Below are 20,146 nucleotides of genomic sequence, written 5' to 3' on the forward strand. Positions count from 1 at the left end.
CTTTGCGCAGCACGCAACGTTTGCGGCGGCTCGCCGTGCCTGGAACGCGTCCCGCCAGACAAGGGGACCACCATGGCGGACACCGCACCACGCTCGACCGAGGCGACGCCCTCGGGCGCGATCATGACGCACCGGCAGATCCTGTTCGTGATCTTCGGCCTGATGGCGGGCATGTTCCTGTCGTCGCTCGACCAGACGATCGTGGGCACCTCGATGCGCACCATCGCCGACGACCTCGACGGACTCTCGCAGCAGGCCTGGGTCACCACGGCGTACCTGATCGTCTCGACGATCGCGACGCCCATCTACGGCAAGCTCTCCGACATCTTCGGGAGGCGCCCGCTCTACCTGATCGCGATCGTCCTCTTCCTCATCGGATCCACGCTCGCCGGCTTCTCGACCTCGATGCTCGGCCTCGCCGGCTTCCGCGCGGTCCAGGGCCTCGGCGCCGGCGGGCTCATGTCGCTCGCGCTGACGGTGATGGGCGACATCCTGCCGCCCCGCGAGCGCGCCAAGTACCAGGGCTACTTCCTCGCCGTGTTCGGAGTCTCGAGCGTCGTCGGCCCCCTGATCGGCGGCCTCCTGGCCGGGACCCCCGAGATCCTCTTCATCACCGGCTGGCGCTGGGTGTTCCTGATCAACCTGCCGATCGGCGCCGCCGCGCTGTTCATCGTCGTCCGCTTCCTGCACCTCCCGAAGCCGGCCGGCACACGCTCGGTGCGGATCGACTGGTGGGGCGCCTCCCTCGTCATCATCGCCGCGGGCCCGCTCCTCCTGATCGCCGAGCAGGGCCGCGAATGGGGCTGGGGCTCCCCCGTCGCGTGGCTCTGCTACGTGGTCGGCGCGCTGGGCATCGTCGGCTTCATCCTCGCCGAGCGGATGATGGGCGACGACGCGCTGATCCCGCTCAAGCTGTTCCGCTCGCCGACCTTCTCGATGGCCACGATCCTCGGTGTTCTCGTCGGCTTCGGCATGTTCGGCGGGATGATGACCATCCCGCTCTACCTGCAGCTCGTGAACGGCGCGACGCCGACCGAGTCGGGCTTCCTGATGCTGCCGATGATCCTGGGACTCATGATCGCCTCGATCGTCTCCGGCCAGATCATCTCGCGCACGGGCCGCTACCGGGCGTTCCCGATCATCGGCACGTTCCTGATGTCGGCCGCCTTCTTCTACTTCACCTTCGTGACGATCGACAAGCCCGTCGTCTTCATGATGGGCGGCATGCTGATGCTGGGCCTGGGCCTCGGCCAGATGATGCAGACGCTCACGCTCGCCTCGCAGAACTCGGTCGACGTCGCTAACATGGGCGTCGCGACGAGCGCCTCGACGTTCTTCCGCCAGATCGGCGGGACGCTGGGCACCGCGGTCATCTTCTCGGTGCTCTTCAGCCGCATCCCCGAGACGATCGCCGCCGCCTTCAAGAACCCGACGATCGCCGCGGATCTGCAGGCCGCCGCCTCCGATCCCGCCGTCGCGGCCGACCCGGCGAACGCGACCATCCTCAAGCTCCTGCAGTCGCAGGACTCCTCGGCGATCGGCTCGGCGCTCGACGGCGACACCTCGTTCCTGAACACCGCCGACAAGGCGCTGTCGGCGCCGTTCCTCACCGGGTTCAACGACGCGACCGTCACCGTGTTCGTCGTCGCCCTGGCCGTGGTGCTGCTCGCCTTCGTGCTGTCGTGGTTCCTCAAGACCCCGCCGCTGCGCGCCAAGTCGGCGATGCAGGAGGCGCACGACCTCGCCACGGAGGACGCCGCAGCCGAGCTGCGCCGCACCGACCCGCAGCTCGCGGCTCGGGCCGGCGCCGACCTCGCGGCCGGCAGCATCGAGCCCGATGTGCGCACCGACTCCGTGCGCGCGGTGGGCGAGGGCCCGGGCGACCGACTCTCCCGCTGACGCCGCGGCGCCCGACGAGTCCGTCGTCGGGCGCCCCGGTGTGCGCAGCGCGGTCACGTCGCCGAGAGAGCGCTCTACGAACGGCCTAGGATGGCGGAGACCGCTGCCGAAGGAGTCCCCCATGAGCGATGCCCGCACCACCACTCCCGACCTCTCGGAGCAGACCGCTCGGGCCGAGCGCCTGGCCGTCCGCGACTGGCCGATCGGGTTCCTCTGGGGGTCGGCGACCGCGGCCGCGCAGATCGAGGGCGCGGGCCACGAGGGCGGCAAGGAGGACAGCATCTGGGACGCGTTCTCGCGCGTGCCCGGTGCCGTCGCGAACGGCGACACCCCCGAGGTGGCCGTGGACCACTACCACCGGATGCCCGCCGACGTGCAGCTGATGAAGGAGCTCGGCCTCGGCTCCTACCGCTTCTCGGTGAGCTGGGCGCGGGTCAAGCCCGGCGACCGCGAGGTCAACGCCGAGGGCCTCGACTTCTACTCCCGCCTGGTCGACGAGCTGCTCGCGGCCGGGATCCTCCCGTGGCTCACGCTCTACCACTGGGACCTCCCGCAGGCCCTCGAGGAGAAGGGCGGCTGGGCGAACCGCGACACCGCCGAGCGCTTCCGGGACTACGCCGAGGCGGTCCACGCGAGCCTCGGCGACCGCGTGCAGCACTGGACCACCTTCAACGAGCCCTTCTGCTCGACCCTGCTCTCCTACGGCGCGGGCATCCACGCTCCCGGAGTCATCTCGCAGCAGGCGGCGCTCGCCGCGGTCCACCACACCCACCTCGCGCACGGCCTGGCCGTCTCGGCGCTGCGCGATCTCGGCGCCCAGAACCTCGGCATCACCCTCAACCTCTCGAACGCAGTGCCCGACGACCCCGAGGACGAGGCCGACCTCGACGCCGCCCGCCGCTTCGACGCGCTGCAGAACCGCATCTTCCTCGACCCGCTGCTGCTCGGCGAGTACCCGGAGGACCTCCTCGAGGACGTCGCCGGCCTCGGTCTCGACGAGCTGATCGCCGACGGCGACCTCGCCGCGATCTCGCAGCCGCTCGACTTCCTCGGCGTGAACCACTACCACGACGACAACGTGTCGGCGCGGCCACTGCCGGCCGGGACCGAGGACTTCGCCCAGGCCACCGACCGCGAGGTCGGCTCGCCGTGGGTCGGATCGGAGTTCATCACCTTCCCCTCGCGCGGCCTCCCCCGCACCGCGATGGACTGGGAGGTCAACCCCGACGGGCTGCGCTTCCTGCTCACGCGACTCGGCCTCGAGTACGAGAACCTCCCTCCGCTGTTCGTGACCGAGAACGGTGCGGCGTACGACGACGTCGTCGAGGGCGGCCGCGTCCACGACGTCGACCGCACGCAGTACGTGCTCGACCACGTCGAGAAGGTGGCCGACGCCATCGACCAGGGCGCCGACGTCCGGGGCTACTTCGTCTGGTCGCTGCTCGACAACTACGAGTGGGCCTGGGGCTACGAGAAGCGCTTCGGCATCGTGCGGGTCGACTACGACTCGCAGGAGCGGATCGTCAAGGACTCGGGCCTCGTGTACTCGCGCCTGATCGGCGGCACCGCAGCCGAGACGCTGGGCTAGACGATGAGCGAGGGCCTGCGGTCGGCGGGGCGGTCGCCCACGCTCGAGATGGTCGCGGCGCGCGCCGGGGTGTCGCGCGCGACCGTCTCGCGGGTCGTCAACGGCGCCCCGCAGGTCGCGGCCGACATCGTCGCGGCGGTCGAGAAGGCGATCGGCGAGCTGGACTACGTCCCCAACCGGGCCGCGCGGATGCTCGCCTCGCGCCGCACCCAGTCGATCGCGCTGATCGTGCCGGAGTCGACGGCCCGCGTCTTCGCCGACCCGTTCTTCGCGTCGATCGTGCAGGGCGCGGCGATGCGCCTGGCCGACACCGACTACACGCTCTCGATGCTGATCGCCTCGGAGTCGGACGGCGAGAAGACCCGCCGCTACCTGCTCGGCGGCAACGTCGACGGCGCACTCGTGGTCTCGCACCACTCGGGCGACCACTCCTACGCCGCCCTGTCGAACTCGCTGCCGATCGTCTTCGGCGGGCGGCCGCTGTCTCCCGAGGAGCGCGGCTCGTACTACGTCGACGTGGACAACGCCGACGGGGCGGCCGTCGCCACGGCGCACCTCATCGGCCGCGGCCGCCGGCGCATCGCGACGATCGCGGGCCCGGCAGACATGCCGCCCGGGGTCGACCGGCTCATCGGCTGGCGGAGCGCCCTGACCGACGCCGGCCTCGACGACGGCCTCGTCGAGTGGGGCGACTTCTCGCCCGAGAGCGGAGCGGACGCGATGCGCCGCCTCCTCGAGCGCGACCCGTCGATCGACGCCGTGTTCGCCGCGAACGACCAGATGGCCGTCGGCGCGTACGCGGCGCTGCGGGAGGCGGGCCGCCGCGTCCCCGAGGACGTCGCCGTCGTGGGCTTCGACGACGACATGTTCGCCCGCACCGCGGTGCCCGCCCTCAGCACCGTGCGCCAGATCCCCGTCGAGCTCGGCGCGCGCATGGCCGAGCTGCTCACGGCCCGCATCGAGGGAACCCCGGTCGAGCACCGCACCCTGATGCCCACCGAGCTCGTCGTGCGCGCCTCCTCCTGACCCGCAGCACGCGCCTCCGCGCCCGACCCGTCGAGTCATCGAGAGTTGTCGTACTGGGTGCTCGAGTACGACAACTCTTGGAGGTTCGACTGGGGTGGCGATCGACCGGGAGCTCATGGTCGCCACCCGTGCGCCGTCAGCGCGGCTCTGATCTCGGCGACGGTGCGTGCTCGGTCCTTCCCGAGTCCATCGGCCCGCACGACCACCTGGATCCACCCGGCGAGCTGCAGGGCGAGTGAGCGCTCCCGGTCGCGCGCATACTGCGCATCGCTCGTCCGGTGCTGGCGGCCGTCGTACTCGGCCAGGACCTTCCACCGGCGGAAGACCAGGTCGCCGACCGCGATCAGGCGACCACGGTCGTGGATCTCGGCGTTCACCTCGGGCCGCGGAAGGTCCGCCTCCCGCACCAGGGATCGCAGCCAGGTCTCCCGCCTGGAGGCGGAGGCGGTCGACACGAGGTGCAGCACCGACTCCAAGCGCTTCCGCCCACGGCCGTGGTAGCCCACGAGCCGAGCCGTCAGTTCCGGGAGAGCCGCGTAGGGCCTCGGATCAGCGGGGTCCGGGTGTCTCGGGGCGAGCAGCAGATGGTCGGCCGCGGCGAGCAGATCCCGTTCGCTCAGGAGGGTACCGAGCGAGATCCAGGTGGACGCCGGGTCGGTGACGGCGAGCCCGTGGCGGCGGACCACCTCGACGTGCTGCGGCAGGACGACGTGGCCGATGACCCCGCGTGTCCTCGGCGGGCGGCGGGGTGAGAGCACACTCACGTGGATCGGGTCCTCCTCCGGCCTCGACGAGGGAAGAGGAACCGACCAGATCTCCGCCGCGGTGAGGTGGGAGAAGAACTGGCCCGCTCGCAACCGTGGGCGGTAGGCCTGAGCGCGCTCGAGGTGCGTCACCGGTGCCACGCGCGTTCTGACACCGTGGAAGGGACTCGCCAGTCGCGGCGATCGGAGCGCACCGTCCGTCGCTCCGCTGAGGACCGCCGCCCGCCGACTGAAGGCGCCCAGCTCGAGATTCGTCATGCGACGACGATGCCCGAACCCCGGACCCCCTGGGCCCTGCACCCCTCCGCCCCTCGGACAACCTCCGAGCCCCTCCACCTGTGGAGGAGCCCCGTCCCCTCCAGTCCTCAAGAGTTGTCGTACTCGACCGTCGAGTACGACAACTTTCGGGGTCTCGAGGAGGAGGGGCGCTGGGTCAGAGGAAGAGCCGGGTCAGAGGAAGAGGGGCGCCGGGTCCAGGGTCGCGAAGCGGCGGCGCATGACGGCGATGGCGTCGGCGTGCTCGTCGACGAGGACGAAGCGGCGGCCGAGCGCGTGCGCGACGGCCCCCGTCGTCCCGGAGCCGGCGAAGAAGTCGAGCACCGCGTCGCCCTCGCGGCTCGACGCCTGCACGATGCGGCGCAGGATCCCCTCGGGCTTCTGCGTCGGGTAGCCCGTCTTCTCGCGGCCGGTCGGCGACACGATCGTGTGCCACCACACGTCCGTCGGCCGCTTGCCGCGCTCCGCCTTCTCGGGCGTCACGAGCCCCGGCGCCATGTACGGCTCGCGGTCGACCGCGACGGAGTCGAAATGGTAGCCGCGCGGATCCTTCACGTACACGAGGATCGTGTCGTGCTTGGTCGGCCAGCGCCGGGTCGCCTTCGCCCCGTAGTCGTAGGCCCAGATGATCTCGTTGAGGAAGCACTCGCGGCCGAACAGCGCGTCGAGCAGCACCTTCGCGTAGTGCGCCTCGCGGTAGTCGAGGTGGAGGTACAGCGTGCCGTCGTCGGCCAGCAGCCGCCACGCCTCGGCCAGTCGCGGCTCGAGGAACGACCAGTAGTCGTCGAAGCGGTCGTCGTAGCGGAGGAGGTCGCCGCGGATCCGCTCGTAGCTGCGCCCCTTGAACCCGGCGATCGTGCCGGTCGCCGAGCGCACCGACGTGGTCGAGGTGCGCACCTGCGCGCGGCCCGTGTTGAACGGAGGATCGAGGTAGACGACCGTGAACGCGCCGTCCGCGAGCTGCGGCAGGACCTCGAGATTGTCGGCGTGGAACACCGCGCTCCGCGACTCCGGGACGCCGTCCGCGATCTGGATCGGCTGGGGCATCGTGCCAGTGTGCCAGTCGCCCGACACGCCGCCGTACCCGGGAGGGCCTTGACCGGACCCCCGGGAGCTCCGGCGTAGAGTGACGCGATGATCTCAGAGGTGCGGCACGACGAAGACCGGTCCCGGTACACGCTGTGGGTCGACGGCGAGAACGTGGGCCTCGCGGACTACGCGGTCCGCGGCTCCGACGTCGTCTTCCTCCACACCGAGATCGCCCCCGAGCACCGCCACGAGGGGCTCGGCGACCGCCTCGTCGAGGCCGCCCTCGACGACGCGCACGAGCGCTTCGGCGCCCACGTCGTGCCGGCCTGCCCCTTCGTCGCCGAGTTCATCGCCGAGCACCCCGACTACCAGGAGCTCCTGGCGAGCTGAGCCTCACGGCACCCGGCGCAGCCACTCCTCGGTCGAGTACTTCGTGCGGACGAGCTCCTCGGCCTCGGCGTACTCCTCGGCGGTCAGGTCTCCGGAGGTGCCGCCGTGCAGCTGCACGAAGGTCGCCTTCATCCGGTCGATGATCTCGGCCCGGCTGAGCCCGGTCTGGCTGCGCAGCGGATCCACGCGCTTCACCGCCGACGCGATGCCCTTGTCGGACAGCTTCTCGCGGCCGATCCGCAGCACCTGCACCATCTTCTCGGCGTCGATGTCGTAGCTCATGGTCACGTGGTGCAGCACGGCGCCCGAGCCGAGGCGCTTCTGCGCGGCTCCGCCGATCTTGCCCGAGGGCGAGGTGATGTCGTTGAGCGGCTGGTAGACGGCGTCGATGCCGAGCGACTGCAACGCGCTGATCGTCCACTCGTCGAGGAACGCGTAGGAGTCGGCGAAGGTCAGGCCCTGCACCAGGTCGCCCGGCACGTAGAGGGAGTAGGTGACGACGCTGCCCGCCTCCATGAACATCGCACCGCCGCCGGAGATGCGGCGGACGACCTCGACGCCGTACTTCGCCGCGTTCTCGAGGTCGACCTCGTTGCGCAGCGACTGGAAGCTGCCGATCACCACGGCCGGCTGGTCCCACTCCCAGATGCGGAGGGTGGGCTCGCGGCGGCCCTCGCCGACCGCGGCGGTGAGCACCTCGTCGAGCGCGAGGTGCATCGCGGGCGAGACGGCCTTCGCGTGCACGATCTTCCAGTCGTAGTCGCGCCAGCTCGTCGCCTGCTGCAGCGAGCGGCGGATGGCGACGGCCACGGCCTCGGGGGTGAAGCCGAGGAGCACCGCGTCGGACGGCAGCGCCTGCCGGACGGCCGCGGCGATCGTCTTGGCGTCGGAGGTCGCCGGGAGGCCCACCACCGCGCGGTCGATGTCGTCGAGCGCCGTGTCCGGCTCGAGGAAGAAGTCGCCCGCGAGCCGGAACCCGGAGAACCTCCCGTCGACCACGTCGAGGTCGACGACCACGAGCTTTCCACCGGGGACCTTGTACTCGCCATGCATGACGCCAGCCTAGGCGGGAGGACCGACGGGGGCGTCGAACCGTTCGTCGAGCCAGGCGACGACGTCGGCGAGCACCTCGGTGCGGTTCAGCTCCTGGAACAGCTCGTGCCGCGCCTCCGGATACACGCGGACGCTCACGTCGGTGAGCCCCGAGCGGCGGCGGTACGCCTGCGCCAGGGCCCGCATCGAGCGCTCGCCGCCGAGGGTGTCCTCCGATCCTCCGATGATCAGCAGGGGCAGATCGGCAGCGAGGTGCTTCGAGGGGCGCCCCACCAGCCGCAGCGTCTCGCGCACCCCGACCCGCTTCGCGAGCGGATCGGTGAAGGTGAGCGGGTCGTCGTGGAAGCGCTGCCACACCTCGGGGTCGCGCGAGAGCCACTCGAGCCGCAGCCCCCCGGGCACGCGGTGGCGGCGGGTGAGGTCGCCTCCGTTCATGTAGCCCGGGAGGCGGTAGGCGGTCCCGCTCAGGATGAGCGCCGCGTAGTCCGAGCCGTCGCGGTCGATGATCCGCTGAGCCATCAGCGAGCCCCAGGAGTGGCCGAGCAGCACGATCGGCACGCCGGGCGACTCGGCGGCGAGCAGGCGGGTGAGCCGGGTGATCGCGTCCTCCGTCGCGCGGAGACCACCGGGACCGAGCCGGCCGAGCTGCGACGCGTCGCCTCCGTGCTGCTCGGACCCGGTGCGGCCGTGCCCGCGGTGGTCGTCGGCCGCGACCGCGTAGCCGGCGGCGACGAGGGTCTCGGCGGCCTCGAGGTAGCGGCCGGAGTGCTCGCCGACGCCGTGCAGCAGCTGGACGATCGCCCGGGGCTGCGGGAGCGGCCAGTGCCGGTAGTGGATCGTCACGCCGTGGGCGTCCTGGTAGGTCCTGTCGACCGCGATGTCGGGCATGCGCCCAGTCTGGCGCAGAGCCGCTCCGGCCACTCCGCGCCGCCGATCGCCCGAGACCTGAGAAGATACTCACGATCGAGCCGGTGACACCGTGCGAGATCAGAGGGATCGTTAGCGTTCAAGCGACGTCTCGACCCCTGCGACCGTCCCCCACCCCTTCTCGAGCGAGGCCAGCCCCCATGACCGTGTCGCCCCTGATCTGGACCCTGACGATCGTCTTCATCGTCCTGCTCCTGCTCTTCGACTTCTTCTTCCACGTCCGGAAGGCCCACGAGCCGACCCTCCGCGAGTCCGCGCTCTGGTCGGCCCTCTACGTCGGCATCGCCGTGCTCTTCGGCGTCGGCGTCCTGGTCTTCGGCGGGACGACCCCGGGCTCCGAGTACTTCGCCGGCTACATCACCGAGAAGGCCCTCTCGGTCGACAATCTGTTCGTCTTCCTGATCATCATGGCGAGCTTCAAGGTGCCCCGCGCCGACCAGCAGAAGGTGCTGCTCTTCGGCATCGTCTTCGCGCTGATCGCCCGCACCGGCTTCATCTTCCTCGGCGCCGCGCTGATCAACTCCTTCGCGTGGATCTTCTACCTCTTCGGCCTGATCCTGCTGCTGACCGCCTTCAACCTGGTGAAGCCCGGCGACGAGCACGCGGGCGACAACGTGATGGTCCGCCTGGCCAAGCGCGTCTTCAAGACGAGCGACCAGTACGACGGCGACCGGTTCTACACGCACATCGACGGCAAGAAGGTCCTCACGCCGATGATCCTGGTCATGGCGGCGATCGGTGGAACGGACATCCTGTTCGCCCTCGACAGCGTCCCGGCGATCTTCGGTCTCACCAACGACGTCTACCTCGTCTTCACCGCGACCGCATTCTCGCTGCTCGGACTCCGTCAGCTCTACTTCCTGATCGACGGGCTGCTCGACCGCCTCGTCTACCTCAGCTACGGTCTCGCCGCGATCCTCGCCTTCATCGGCGTGAAGCTGATCCTGCACGCGCTCCACGAGAACAACCTGCCGTTCATCAACAACGGCGAGCACGTCGAGGTCTTCGAGATCGGCACGGGCCTCTCGCTCTCGGTCATCATCGGAGTCCTGGCCGTCACGGTCATCGCCTCCCTCGTCAGCCCCAAGGGCCGCCGCATGGCCGCCGAGGCCGCGGAGCGCAAGCGCGTGGCCGAGGCCGCGGGCGCCGACGTGGACGCGACGCACTGAGTCGTCTCGTGCGCCGCGAGGCGGCGCACCGCGGTCGGCATGACGAGGTGGTTGCGCTCCAGGGAGCGGGGAGCGCCCGGCTACGCCGATTCGCTGACACGCGAATCGTCGGTCCACCTCGTGGGACACGCCGATTCTGGAGGCCCTCGGATGTGTTCCGGGGGCCTTCGTGCCGATCGGGTCACTTCGCGCGGTACCGGTGCTCCGGGCGGCCGGTGGAGCCGTAGCTGAGGGTCATCTCGACCAGGCCGCGGCCGGCAAGCCCCGAGAGGTAGCGCTGAGCCGTCGCGCGCGAGATGCCCGCGCGCTCGGCGACCTCGAGGGCCGAGAGCTCCGCGCCCGACTCCGAGAGGCGGGCGAGGACCAGCTGCTCGGTCGCCGAGCGCGAGGGCTGCGCGGCCGTGGCGTCGCCCGAGTGCAGGATCCGCAGCGCCCGCTCCACCGCCTCCTGGTCGGCGACGCGGTCCTCGCGCAGCACGTTGCGGAAGCGCACGTAGGCGTCGAGCCGCTCGCCGAGCAGCCGGGCGTCGAACGGCTTGATCAGGTAGCCCAGGGCCCCCGCGTGCAGCGCCCGGCGCACCGTCGCTCCGTCGGAGGCGGCGCTCACGACGAACGCGTCGGTGTCGAGCTCGCGGAGCAGCGCGATCCCGCTCTGGTCCGGCAGATGCACGTCGAGCAGCAGCAGATCGGGTGCGCTCTCGTGCACCGCGGCCCGGGCGGCGCGCGCCGTGTGCACCGGCGGCAGCGCGCGGAGCCCCTGCCGGGCGTCCACGAGATCGGCGTGCAGCTGCGCGACGCGGAAGTCGTCGTCGACCACCAGCACGGTGCGCTCCTCGGTGCTCACGACTCGTCCTCCTCGCTCGGTGGGCAGACGACCCCGGGCAGCCGGGCGCAGAGCACCGCTCCCCCGGAGTCGCCGCCCGCGTCGGCCAGCCACACCGCGCCGCCGCGCCGCGCCGCGACCTCGCGGCAGAGCGGGAGACCGAAGCCGCGCCCGTGCACGCTGTCGTCGTCGACGTCCTCGGCCGCCCCGCGCGAGAAGAGCGACTCCGGCTCGGCCACGCCGTCTCCGGAGTCGGCGACCGTGACGAACAGCGCGTCGCCGTCGTCGAGCAGCTCGATCTCGACGAAGCGCACGTCGCGCCGGCCCTCGACCGCCGCGCGCACCGCGTTGTCGACGAGGTTGCCGACCACCGTCGCGACGTCCTCCGGCTCGGTCACCACTCCGCGCACCAGCGTCTCCTCGCCGAGGGTCAGCAGCACGCCCCGCTCGGCCGCCTCGATCCCCTTCGCACCGACCAGCGCCTGCAGGTAGGGCTCCTGCAGCCGGTCGGCGTGCTGCACCGGGTACTTGAGCGGGCCGCGCGTGAGCACCTCGCCGAGGTAGTCGCGCGCCGACTCGGTGCGGCCCGCGTCGAGCAGGCCGGCGACGACGTGCAGGCGGTTCGCGAACTCGTGGCGCTGCACGCGCAGCGCGTTGGTCATCGCGCCCACCGCGTCGAGGCGGCGGCTCAGCGCCGCGACGTCGGTGCGGTCGCGCAGCACGACGACGATGCCGAGGTCCCGGTCGCCGCGGGTGACCCTGCGGATGTCGACGTAGACGATGCGCGAGCGCACCACGAAGCCCTCGGCGGCCGTCGGCGCCTCGGGCGCGCGGAGCGACGCCTCGATCAGGTCGGCGAGCGGAGTCGGCAGCGCGAGCTCCGCGAGCGGCCGCCCGTGCAGGGCGCGTCCCGTCGGGTCCTCCGACCCCAGGATCGCGGCGGCACGGGCGTTGCAGACGCCGATCACGCCGTCGCGGTCGAACGCGAGCACTCCCTCGTCGACCCCGTCGAGCACCGCGGCCTGGTCCTGCACGAGCGAGGTGAGCTCCTCGGGGGCGAGGCCGAGGGTCAGCCGCAGCAGGCGGCGGCGGATGAAGACGGAGGCGACCGCGGCGAGCGCGAGGCCCGCGAGCGCCGCGGCCAGCACGCCGAGCAGGGCGGTCGGCAGGTCGGTGAAGACACTGGAGCGCGCGAAGCCGATGCTGACCTCGCCGACGACGTCGCCGCCTCCGGGACCGTAGACCGGCACCTTCGCGCGCGCCGACTCCCCGAGCGTCCCCGTGCCCCACGACACCGACTCGCGACCGGCGAGCGCCTCCTCGGCGCTGGTGGACACGACCTCGCCGAGCCGCTCGGGGTCGGGGTGCGCCAGCCGGATCCCCTCGTCGTCGGTGATCACGACGAAGAGGGCGCCGGTGCGCTCCTCGATCGACTCGGCGGTCGTCTCGAGCACGCCGTCCTGCAGCTGGTCGCGCGCGGGCGTGCCGGGATCGGCGGAGTAGGTGGCGACGGCGTCGCGCACGTCGGAGTCCTCGGCGACGGTGCGCGCGATGGCGAGCGCCGTCTCCTCCGCCTCGCCCCGCAGCTGCTGGACGCTGAGGGCCGTGACGAGTCCGGCGCAGACGAGCACCGCGGCCGAGACGGTCGCGAGCTGCAGCACGAGCACGTGGGTCGCGAAGCGCATCGGGCCTCCTCGCCGCAGGTCACTGCGCAGAATGCGCAGAACCCACACTATGCGCAGATCGCGCGCTAATGAGCGATACCCGGGCGGGCGGGCTGCGCCTCCCTAGGGTTTCCATGACCCGGAGAGCCGACGCTCCCCAGGGAGCCGGACGCACGACGACGAAGGAGTCAGCAGTGTTGGTAGTACTCGGATTCACGATGATCCTGGCCTTCATGGCCCTGATCATGACCAAGAGGCTCACGCCGATGGTCGCCCTGATCGTCGTGCCGACGATCTTCGGGCTCTTCGCCGGCGCCGGGCTCGGCATCGGCGACATGGTGCTGGAGGCGATCGGCAGCCTCGCCCCGACCGCCGCGCTGCTGATGTTCGCGATCATGTACTTCGGGATCATGATCGACGTCGGGCTCTTCGATCCGCTGATCCGCTTCATCGTCCGCGCGCTCGGCGACGACCCGGCCAAGGTCGTGCTCGGCACGGCGCTGCTGGCCGGCGCCGTCTCGCTCGACGGCGACGGCTCGACCACCTTCATCGTGACGACCGCGGCGATGCTGCCGATCTACCTCCGCCTCGGGATGAACCCCGTCGTGCTCACCTGCGTCGCCGGCCTGGCGAACGGCACGCTCAACATCGTCCCGTGGGGCGGACCGACGGTGCGCGCCGCGGCCGCGCTGCAGGTCTCGCCGAGCGACATCTTCGTGCCGATGCTCCCCTCCCTCGCGGTGGGCCTGGTCGTCACCCTCGTCTTCGCCTGGTTCCTCGGGCTCGGCGAGCGCCGCCGCCTCGGCTCGCTCGCCCTCGCCGAGCCGATGCTCGAGCGCGAGCTCGTCGGCGCCGGCGCCTCGAAGACCCGCGGTGGCCTCGCCGCCCTCACCGGCGGCATCCGCACCGTCGCCCGCGAGCGCTTCTCGTTCCTCCGGGGCCCGGAGTCGCTGCGCGGCGCGCAGGTCGCCGTCGCGGCCCGCGTGCAGGCCGACGACGCCGACACCGCGATGGCCGACACGATGCTCGACCCCGAGCGCGAGACCCTCCGCCCGAAGCTGATCTGGGTCAACCTCGTGCTGACGCTCGCCGTGATGACGCTGCTGGTGGCCGACGTCCTGCCCCTCGCCTACGTCTTCATGGTCGGCTCCGCGGTCGCGCTGCTGATCAACTTCCCGAAGATGAAGGACCAGGCGTCCGAGATCGTCAAGCACGCCCCGAGCATCGTCGGCGTCGTCTCGATGGTCCTCGCGGCGGGCGTCCTGATCGGCGTGCTCAACGGCACCGGCATGGTCGACGCGATGGCCGAGTGGGTCGTCGACGTCATCCCGCCGGCGCTCGGGCCCTTCCTCGCCGTGATCACCGGCATCCTGAGCATCCCGATGACCTTCTTCATGTCGAACGACGCCTTCTACTACGGGATCCTCCCCGTGCTCTCCGAGAGCGCCGCCAACTACGGCATCGACCCCGTCGAGATGGCGCGCGCCTCGATCACCGGGCAGCCGGTCCACCTGCAGAGCCCGCTGGTGCCGGCGATCCTCCTGCTGGTCTCGCTCGCCGCGGTCAACCTGGGCGACCACCACCGCAAGGTGCTGTGGCGCGCGGTGATCGTCTCGCTGGTGATGCTCGCCGTGGGCGTGCTGGTCGGCGCGATCCCGTTCGGCTGAGCCGGAGACGATCAGGACGGGGCCCTCGCTGTCGGCGGGGGCCCCGTCCTGCGTCTAGAGCAGTGGAGTGATGTTCTCGACCCAGACGTCGGTGCCGAGCTTCAGGATGAGCGCGCCGACGACCACGAGGAACGCGATCCGGATGAAGCGGCTCCCCTTCGCGACCGCCATCCGCGAGCCGAGGTAGGCGCCCGCCACGTTCGCCAGGCCCATGAACAGGCCCAGCACCCAGATCACGTGACCGCCGGGGACGAAGTAGAGCAGCGCACCGAGGTTCGTCGCCACGTTGACGATCTTCGCCTTGGCGCTGGCGAGCAGGAAGTCGTAGCCGAGCGCGGTGATCAGCGCGATGATCAGGAAGGTGCCCGTTCCGGGGCCGATCAGACCGTCGTAGAAGCCGATCACCAGCCCGAGCACCGCCGCGGTGACCAGGTGCCGGCGACCCGCGTGCTTGAGCGCCGTCGCGGCCCCCATCGCCGGCCGGGCGATCGTGACGACGGCCACGACGATCAGCGCCACCACGATGATCGGCTTGAAGACGGAGGAGGGCAGCAGCCCCGCGAGCGTCGCGCCTCCGTAGCTCCCGGCGAGGGCCACGGCCGCCATCGGCAGCGCCGTCCGCAGATCCGGCTTCGCCCGGCGGTAGAAGGTGATCGCGCTGGTCGTCGTGCCGAAGACCGAGGCGAGCTTGTTGGTCGCGAGCGCCTGCACCGGCGAGATCCCGGGCACGAGCAGCAGGGCGGGCAGCTGGAGGAGGCCGCCACCGCCCACCACGGCGTCGATCCAGCCCGCGGCGAACGCGGCGAGGATCATGAGCGCGATGATCGGGAGACCGAGGTCGGAGGGGTTGGTCAGCACTTCTGCGAGGGTACGCGAGGGCCGTCGACCCCCTCGACGCGGCGCCGGTGCCGCTCTAGGGTCGGCGGCATGCGATTCGGACTCTTCATCCCCCAGGGCTGGCGCCACGACCTCGTCGGCATCGACCCCGCCCAGCAGTGGCGCACCATGAACGACCTCGCCCAGCACGCCGACGCCGGCGCCGACTGGGAGTCGATCTGGGTGTACGACCACTTCCACACCGTCCCGAAGGTGACCGAGGAGGCGACGCACGAGGCCTGGTCGCTGATGAGCGCGTTCGGCGCCACCACCTCGCGCGTCCGCCTCGGCCAGATGTGCACGTGCATGAGCTACCGCAACCCGGCCTACCTCGCGAAGGTCGCGACGACGGTCGACATCATCTCGGGCGGTCGCGTCGAGATGGGCATCGGCGGCGGCTGGTACGAGCACGAGTGGCGCGCCTACGGCTACGGCTTCCCGCCGATCGCCGAGCGGCTCGGCCGCCTCGACGAGGGCGTGCAGATCATGCGCCAGGCCTGGACCACGGGCAGCTCGACGCTCGACGGCAAGCACTACCAGGTCGACGGCGCGCAGAACCGGCCCCTCCCCCTCCAGAGCGGCGGCATCCCGCTGTGGGTGGCCGGCGGAGGCGAGAAGGTCACGCTGCGCATCGCCGCGCAGTACGCGCAGTACACCAACTTCGCGGGAGCTCCGGAGGCGTTCGAGCAGAAGAGCGCGATCCTCCGCGGTCACTGCGAGCGCCTGGGCACCGACTACTCGGCGATCACCCGCAGCGCCAACTACAACGTGATGATCGGCGAGACGGAGGCCGAGGTCGAGCAGGGCCTCCAGCGCCTCGAGGAGCGCGTGGCGCCGTACCTCGGAGCCGAGGGCGCCGCGGCCTTCGTCGGCGAGTACCGCAGCCCCGACGCCCTCGCGGTCGGCACCCCGGCGCAGATCCTCGACCGCCTGGGCGACATGCAGTCGCGCGGGATGGACTACGGCATCTTCTACTTCCCGGACGCCGCCTACGACCGCTCCGGCATCGAGCTCTTCGAGCGCGAGGTGCAGTCGAAGCTGTCCTGACGTCGGACGCGGTTCTCGGTGGCCGCGGCCTACGCCTCCGGTCGCGCCTTCGCAAGTCCCTGCGTGCCCGGCGCCGCCGCGCCTACGGTCGGAGCATGGACGCACAGGACATCCGCTGGAACGACGAAGCACGAGCCAAGATCCTCGACGACTCCGACGCGGTGCTCCGCGAAGCCGTCCTCGATCTGGCGAAGACCAAGAAGGGCGAGCCCTGGGAGGACGTGTTCGCCGAGCTGAACGCGCGCCTCAAGGACCGCTTCATCGACTTCGAGCCGGGACCGGACCTCCGCAAGTACGCGGAGGCCGTCTCGGCCGGCGAGATCGAGGACGGATCGTGAGCGGCACCGGCGCCGAGGATCCGGCGCTGACCGACGAGATCGAGTCGATCAGGAACCTCGGCGAGGGACGGGTCGGCGAGACGGCCGGCCCGGAGGACGTCGAGCAGAAGCTGACTCCGGAGGAGGACGCCGAGATCGAGAAGAAGCTCAAGGGTCGGGGCTGACCCCGAGAACGCGGAAGGCCCGCTCCCCCTCGAGGGAGCGGGCCTTCGTCGTGCCGCGACTAGGCCGAGAGCTTCTCGTAGTCGACGTAGCCCTCGGCTCCGCTGGCGTAGACCGTGGCCTGGTTCAGCTCGTTCTCGGGGTGCCCGCCCTGCCAGCGCTCGACGAGGTCGGGGTTGGCCATCACGGGGCGGCCGACGGCCACGGCGTCGGCGTGCCCGTCGGAGATGAGGGCGGTCGCCTCCTCGCGGCTGGTCGGGCTGCCGAAGCCGCTGTTCGCGACGAGGACGCCGCCGAAGCGCGAGCGCAGGTGCTGGACGAACTCGCCCGCCGGCTCGGCGTGCAGGACGCTGAGGTAGGACAGGCCGAGCGGCGCGAGACCGTCGACGAGCGCCTCGTAGGTGGCGCGCACGTCGTCGGCGTCGGTCTCGAGGACGTCCTGGATGTTGTGGCTCGGCGAGACGCGGATGCCGACGCGGCCGGCGCCGACCTCGTCGACGATCGCCCGGGTGACCTCGAGCGGGAACGCCGCGCGGGCCGCAGGGCTGCCGCCGTAGGAGTCGGTGCGGACGTTCGAGGCCGGCGAGAGGAACTCGTGCAGCAGGTAGCCGTTGGCCGAGTGCACCTCGACGCCGTCGAAGCCCGCGTCGATCGCGCGGCGGGCCGCGGCGACGAACTCGTCGCGGACGTCGGCGAGCTCCTCGGTGGTGAGGGCGTGGGGCACGGGGAACGGCTTCTTGCCGCCGTCGGGCACCCGCACCTCGTCGGCGATGGCGATCGCGCTGGGGGCGACGATCCGGTCGGTGCCGGTGATGTCGGTGTGCGAGACGCGCCCGGCGTTCATGAGCTGCATGACGATGCGTCCGCCCGCGGCGTGCACGGCCTCGGCGACCGCGCGCCAGCCCTCGGCCTGCGCCGGGGTGGCGATGCCGGGCTGACCGGCGTAGCCCTTCGACTCCGCGCTCGGGAACACGCCCTCGCTGATGATGAGCCCGATGCTGGCGCGCTGTGCGTAGTGCTCGGCGATCAGGGCACCGGGGATGCCCTTCTCGTCGGCGCGCAGGCGCGTCATCGGCGCCATCACGAGTCGGTTCGGCAGCTCGAGGTCGCCGGCGGTGAGGGGGGAGAACGGATCCACGGATCGCCTTTCGGAGGGGGACGGGGGGCGCGAGCAGCACTCGCACCCCGGTCGGCAACGGCACCCGGCGCTCCGGCATTCCGATTCCCGGCGTTCTCCCATCCGCCGGGCGTCCTGCTGGGCGGCGGGCGGGCTGTCTACACTCGGGAGGCGAACGACGAAGGAGTGTGCGCGATGCCGGCGAGACCGATCGACGAGTCCCCCCTCCGCGGGCACCCCGCGAAGCGCCGCCGCCGGCTCCCGGAGGCGCTCGTCGCGCTCGCCGCGGCCGTCGCCCTCGCGCTCGCCCCGGCGATGACCGCCTCGGCCGAATCGCCGGTCGCGTTCTCCTCCTCCCCCGTGCTCGACTCGGCCGGCGCGCTCACCCCGGACGAGGTCGCGTCCGTCGAGGCGGCGGCCTCGACCCTCTACGACGAGCACCGCGTGCAGCTCTTCGTCGCGTTCGTCAACGACTTCTCCGACCCCTCCGATCGCGTCCAGTGGGCCGACGACACGGCGACCCTCAACGGGCTGGGCACCGACGACGTCCTGCTGGCCGTCGCCGTCGAGCAGCGGCAGTACCAGGTGTCGGTCGCGCAGGGCTTCGCCCTCGACGACGCCCAGGTCGCCTCGCTGCAGACAGACGACATCGAGCCGCGCCTCGTCGAGAGCGACTGGGCCGGAGCCGCGGTCGCGGCCGCCGAGGGCATCGGCGATCGGCTCGACGCCCCGACCGCGGGCGAGACCCTCGGCTCGGGGCTCCTGCTCACCCTCGGGATCCTCGCCGCGCTCGTCGTGGTCGGCCTCGTCGTCTGGCTGCTGGTCCGCCGCTCCCGCCGCAGGAAGGCCGCGGAGGCGGTCGAGGCGTCGATCGACGAGCTCGCGACGCGTGCCGGCTCGGCGCTCGTGCACGCCGACGACGCCGTCCGCACCAGCGAGCAGGAGGTGGGCTTCGCCGAGGCGCAGTTCGGCAGCGACGCGACGGGGCCGTTCCGCGAGGCGCTCGTCACGGCGAAGGGCATGCTCGGCGAGGCGTTCAGCCTGCAGCAGCGGCTCGACGACGCCGAGCCCGAGACCGAGCAGGAGCGGCGCGACGGCTACGCCAGGATCCTGCAGCTGTGCACCGGCATCGACGAGGTGCTCGACGAGAAGGCCGAGGCGTTCGAGCAGCTCCGCGCGCTCGAGAAGAACGCTCCGGAGGTGGCCGCCCGGCTCTCCGCGCGCGTCGCGGCGGTCGCCGAGCGCGTCGCGCCCACGCGCAGGACCCTCGCCGACCTCGCCGCCCGCTACGCCCCCTCCGCGATCGACGACGTCGTCGACGACGCCGACCAGGCCGAGGACCGCCTCCGCTTCGCGCGCGACGGTGCGGCGTCGGCACTGGAGTCGATCTCCTCGGGCGACACGGGACGCGCCGCCGTGCTCCTGCGCGCCGGTCAGCAGGCGGCCGAGCAGGCGTCCGGTCTGCTCGACACGGTCGCCGCCCGGTCGACGGATCTGGGCGAGGCGGAGGCGTCGCTGGCCGCGCGGATCGCCGAGATCCGCGCGGACGTGACGCAGGGGCGGACCCTCGTGGCGTCCTCGAGCGACCAGGAGTCGGCCGCGCTCGCGCAGAACGTCGCCGCGGCCGTCGCCTCGACCGAGAGCCAGCTCGACGGGATCGAGCGCGATGCGGCGATCAGCCCCCGCGACCCGCTCGGCCTGCTCGAGCGGCTCGCCGCCGCCGACGCGACGATCGACACCGCGGTCGGCGGCTACCGCGACGCGCAGGCCCAACAGCAGCGCGAGCGCGCGGCCCTGACCGCTGAGCTGACCGCCGCCCGCAGCCGGGTCTCGGCCGCCGAGGACTTCATCGCCTCGCGTCGCGGCGCCGTCGGCTCGGAGGCGCGCACCCGGGTCGCCGAGGCCGCCCGCTCCGCCGAGTACGCCGCGCAGATCGCCGCGACCGACCCGCGCGAGGCCCTCGCCTCCGCCCAGCGCGCCTCCTCCCTCGCCCAGCAGGCCCTCGACCGTGCGCGCTCGGACGCGAGCGCCTACTCCGCCCCGAACGCCGTCGGCAGCCCGTTCGGCGGCAGCACCACGGGCGCGTTCCTCGGTGGGATCCTCGTCGAGTCTTTGCTCGGCGGTGGCGGCGGACGCCGCTCGGGCTACCGCTCCGGCGGCTTCGGCGGCGGAGGCTTCTCCGGCGGCTTCGGCGGCGGAGGCTCCTCCCGCCGCTCCGGCGGCGGCGGCGGCTTCGGCGGCGGTCGCAGCAGCGGCGGCGGCGGTCGGCGCGGCGGCGGCGGACGCTTCTGACCCGCGACGTACTTCGATCCCTCATCACCCCTCACGCAA

At 71.9% G+C, this 20,146-nt stretch carries 18 protein-coding genes; 10 read left to right on the top strand and 8 right to left on the bottom strand.

Annotation, left to right across the window (positions count from 1 at the left end):
* The first annotated feature begins 72 nt into the window (after positions 1-72).
* From GSU68_RS14085 to GSU68_RS14095, 3 genes are all read left to right on the top strand, one after another.
* Positions 73-1,899, top strand: coding sequence for an MDR family MFS transporter (locus tag GSU68_RS14085; RefSeq protein ID WP_244259286.1), 1,827 nt, complete (start codon positions 73-75; stop codon positions 1,897-1,899).
* A 121-nt stretch (positions 1,900-2,020) separates the two neighbouring features.
* Positions 2,021-3,487: a GH1 family beta-glucosidase gene (locus GSU68_RS14090; RefSeq protein ID WP_159909318.1), complete on the top strand. Its 1,467-nt coding sequence runs from the start codon at positions 2,021-2,023 to the stop codon at positions 3,485-3,487.
* A 3-nt stretch (positions 3,488-3,490) separates the two neighbouring features.
* Positions 3,491-4,513 carry a LacI family DNA-binding transcriptional regulator gene (locus GSU68_RS14095; RefSeq protein WP_159909320.1) on the top strand — a complete coding sequence of 341 codons (1,023 nt, stop codon included), beginning with the start codon at positions 3,491-3,493 and terminating at the stop codon, positions 4,511-4,513.
* Between the two features lie 113 nt (positions 4,514-4,626).
* On the opposite strand, the gene GSU68_RS14100 is transcribed toward GSU68_RS14095, so the two are convergent.
* Together GSU68_RS14100 and GSU68_RS14105 are read right to left on the bottom strand one after the other, a co-directional pair.
* Positions 4,627-5,277 carry a hypothetical protein gene (locus GSU68_RS14100; protein WP_159909322.1) on the bottom strand — a complete coding sequence of 217 codons (651 nt, stop codon included), beginning with the start codon at positions 5,275-5,277 and terminating at the stop codon, positions 4,627-4,629.
* A gap of 450 nt (positions 5,278-5,727) precedes the next feature.
* Complete coding sequence (locus tag GSU68_RS14105) at positions 5,728-6,600, bottom strand: site-specific DNA-methyltransferase (RefSeq protein WP_159909324.1); 873 nt, start codon at positions 6,598-6,600, stop codon at positions 5,728-5,730.
* 87 nt (positions 6,601-6,687) lie between these two features.
* Here GSU68_RS14105 and GSU68_RS14110 point away from each other — a divergent pair, with 87 nt between their 5' ends.
* Positions 6,688-6,972: a GNAT family N-acetyltransferase gene (locus GSU68_RS14110; RefSeq protein WP_159909326.1), complete on the top strand. Its 285-nt coding sequence runs from the start codon at positions 6,688-6,690 to the stop codon at positions 6,970-6,972.
* Between the two features lie 3 nt (positions 6,973-6,975).
* Here GSU68_RS14110 and GSU68_RS14115 read toward each other — a convergent pair whose 3' ends face one another.
* Both GSU68_RS14115 and GSU68_RS14120 read right to left on the bottom strand, forming a co-directional pair.
* The gene (locus GSU68_RS14115; protein ID WP_159909327.1) at positions 6,976-8,025 is read right to left on the bottom strand and encodes a biotin/lipoate A/B protein ligase family protein; all 1,050 of its coding nucleotides are present in this window, start codon (positions 8,023-8,025) and stop codon (positions 6,976-6,978) included.
* Between the two features lie 9 nt (positions 8,026-8,034).
* Positions 8,035-8,913 carry an alpha/beta fold hydrolase gene (locus tag GSU68_RS14120; protein ID WP_159909328.1) on the bottom strand — a complete coding sequence of 293 codons (879 nt, stop codon included), beginning with the start codon at positions 8,911-8,913 and terminating at the stop codon, positions 8,035-8,037.
* 179 nt (positions 8,914-9,092) lie between these two features.
* On the opposite strand from GSU68_RS14120, the gene GSU68_RS14125 reads away from it, so the two are divergent.
* Positions 9,093-10,121 carry a TerC family protein gene (locus GSU68_RS14125; RefSeq protein ID WP_159909329.1) on the top strand — a complete coding sequence of 343 codons (1,029 nt, stop codon included), beginning with the start codon at positions 9,093-9,095 and terminating at the stop codon, positions 10,119-10,121.
* A gap of 181 nt (positions 10,122-10,302) precedes the next feature.
* Here GSU68_RS14125 and GSU68_RS14130 read toward each other — a convergent pair whose 3' ends face one another.
* Positions 10,303-10,965, bottom strand: a complete 663-nt coding sequence (locus GSU68_RS14130) for a response regulator (RefSeq protein WP_159909330.1) — start codon at positions 10,963-10,965, stop codon at positions 10,303-10,305.
* A complete protein-coding gene (locus GSU68_RS14135) occupies positions 10,962-12,629 on the bottom strand; it encodes a sensor histidine kinase (RefSeq protein WP_208544574.1) in 1,668 nt (555 codons plus the stop codon). The genes GSU68_RS14130 and GSU68_RS14135 overlap by 4 nt, the downstream gene beginning before the upstream one ends.
* A 113-nt stretch (positions 12,630-12,742) precedes the next feature.
* Between GSU68_RS14135 and GSU68_RS14140 the strand changes: the two genes are divergently transcribed.
* Positions 12,743-14,275, top strand: coding sequence for a CitMHS family transporter (locus GSU68_RS14140; protein WP_159909331.1), 1,533 nt, complete (start codon positions 12,743-12,745; stop codon positions 14,273-14,275).
* 54 nt (positions 14,276-14,329) lie between these two features.
* Here GSU68_RS14140 and GSU68_RS14145 read toward each other — a convergent pair whose 3' ends face one another.
* Entirely contained in the window at positions 14,330-15,088 is a 759-nt protein-coding gene (locus tag GSU68_RS14145) for a TSUP family transporter (protein WP_159910304.1), read from the bottom strand.
* Positions 15,089-15,202: 114 nt separating this feature from the next.
* On the opposite strand from GSU68_RS14145, the gene GSU68_RS14150 reads away from it, so the two are divergent.
* The 3 genes from GSU68_RS14150 (at position 15,203) to GSU68_RS14160 (ending at position 16,700) form a co-directional block, all read left to right on the top strand.
* Positions 15,203-16,198: an LLM class F420-dependent oxidoreductase gene (locus GSU68_RS14150; RefSeq protein WP_159909332.1), complete on the top strand. Its 996-nt coding sequence runs from the start codon at positions 15,203-15,205 to the stop codon at positions 16,196-16,198.
* Between the two features lie 95 nt (positions 16,199-16,293).
* On the top strand, positions 16,294-16,536 hold the full coding sequence (locus GSU68_RS14155; RefSeq protein ID WP_159909333.1) for a hypothetical protein: 243 nt from the start codon (positions 16,294-16,296) through the stop codon (positions 16,534-16,536).
* On the top strand, positions 16,533-16,700 hold the full coding sequence (locus GSU68_RS14160) for a hypothetical protein (RefSeq protein WP_159909334.1): 168 nt from the start codon (positions 16,533-16,535) through the stop codon (positions 16,698-16,700). Before GSU68_RS14155 ends, GSU68_RS14160 begins: the two co-directional genes overlap by 4 nt.
* A 59-nt stretch (positions 16,701-16,759) precedes the next feature.
* On the opposite strand, the gene GSU68_RS14165 is transcribed toward GSU68_RS14160, so the two are convergent.
* The gene (locus GSU68_RS14165; RefSeq protein WP_159909335.1) at positions 16,760-17,836 is read right to left on the bottom strand and encodes an alkene reductase; all 1,077 of its coding nucleotides are present in this window, start codon (positions 17,834-17,836) and stop codon (positions 16,760-16,762) included.
* Positions 17,837-18,010: 174 nt separating this feature from the next.
* On the opposite strand from GSU68_RS14165, the gene GSU68_RS14170 reads away from it, so the two are divergent.
* Entirely contained in the window at positions 18,011-20,107 is a 2,097-nt protein-coding gene (locus GSU68_RS14170) for a TPM domain-containing protein (protein ID WP_159909336.1), read from the top strand.
* Positions 20,108-20,146: the final 39 nt, after the last annotated feature.

This window comes from Rathayibacter sp. VKM Ac-2759, assembly GCF_009834225.1.
Taxonomy (GTDB): domain Bacteria; phylum Actinomycetota; class Actinomycetes; order Actinomycetales; family Microbacteriaceae; genus Rathayibacter.

Bases quoted from the DNA above. Each gene is read 5' to 3' on its own strand.
- GSU68_RS14150 (WP_159909332.1), top strand. From the start codon at position 15,203: ATGCGATTCGGACTCTTCATCCCCCAGGGCTGGCGCCACGACCTCGTC.
- GSU68_RS14140 (WP_159909331.1), top strand. From the start codon at position 12,743: ATGACCCGGAGAGCCGACGCTCCCCAGGGAGCCGGACGCACGACGACG.
- GSU68_RS14110 (WP_159909326.1), top strand. From the start codon at position 6,688: ATGATCTCAGAGGTGCGGCACGACGAAGACCGGTCCCGGTACACGCTG.
- GSU68_RS14170 (WP_159909336.1), top strand. From the start codon at position 18,011: ATGCCGGCGAGACCGATCGACGAGTCCCCCCTCCGCGGGCACCCCGCG.
- GSU68_RS14105 (WP_159909324.1), bottom strand. From the start codon at position 6,600: ATGCCCCAGCCGATCCAGATCGCGGACGGCGTCCCGGAGTCGCGGAGC.
- GSU68_RS14090 (WP_159909318.1), top strand. From the start codon at position 2,021: ATGAGCGATGCCCGCACCACCACTCCCGACCTCTCGGAGCAGACCGCT.
- GSU68_RS14155 (WP_159909333.1), top strand. From the start codon at position 16,294: ATGGACGCACAGGACATCCGCTGGAACGACGAAGCACGAGCCAAGATC.
- GSU68_RS14115 (WP_159909327.1), bottom strand. From the start codon at position 8,025: ATGCATGGCGAGTACAAGGTCCCCGGTGGAAAGCTCGTGGTCGTCGAC.
- GSU68_RS14085 (WP_244259286.1), top strand. From the start codon at position 73: ATGGCGGACACCGCACCACGCTCGACCGAGGCGACGCCCTCGGGCGCG.
- GSU68_RS14135 (WP_208544574.1), bottom strand. From the start codon at position 12,629: ATGCGCTTCGCGACCCACGTGCTCGTGCTGCAGCTCGCGACCGTCTCG.
- GSU68_RS14145 (WP_159910304.1), bottom strand. From the start codon at position 15,088: ATGATCCTCGCCGCGTTCGCCGCGGGCTGGATCGACGCCGTGGTGGGC.
- GSU68_RS14125 (WP_159909329.1), top strand. From the start codon at position 9,093: ATGACCGTGTCGCCCCTGATCTGGACCCTGACGATCGTCTTCATCGTC.
- GSU68_RS14095 (WP_159909320.1), top strand. From the start codon at position 3,491: ATGAGCGAGGGCCTGCGGTCGGCGGGGCGGTCGCCCACGCTCGAGATG.
- GSU68_RS14120 (WP_159909328.1), bottom strand. From the start codon at position 8,913: ATGCCCGACATCGCGGTCGACAGGACCTACCAGGACGCCCACGGCGTG.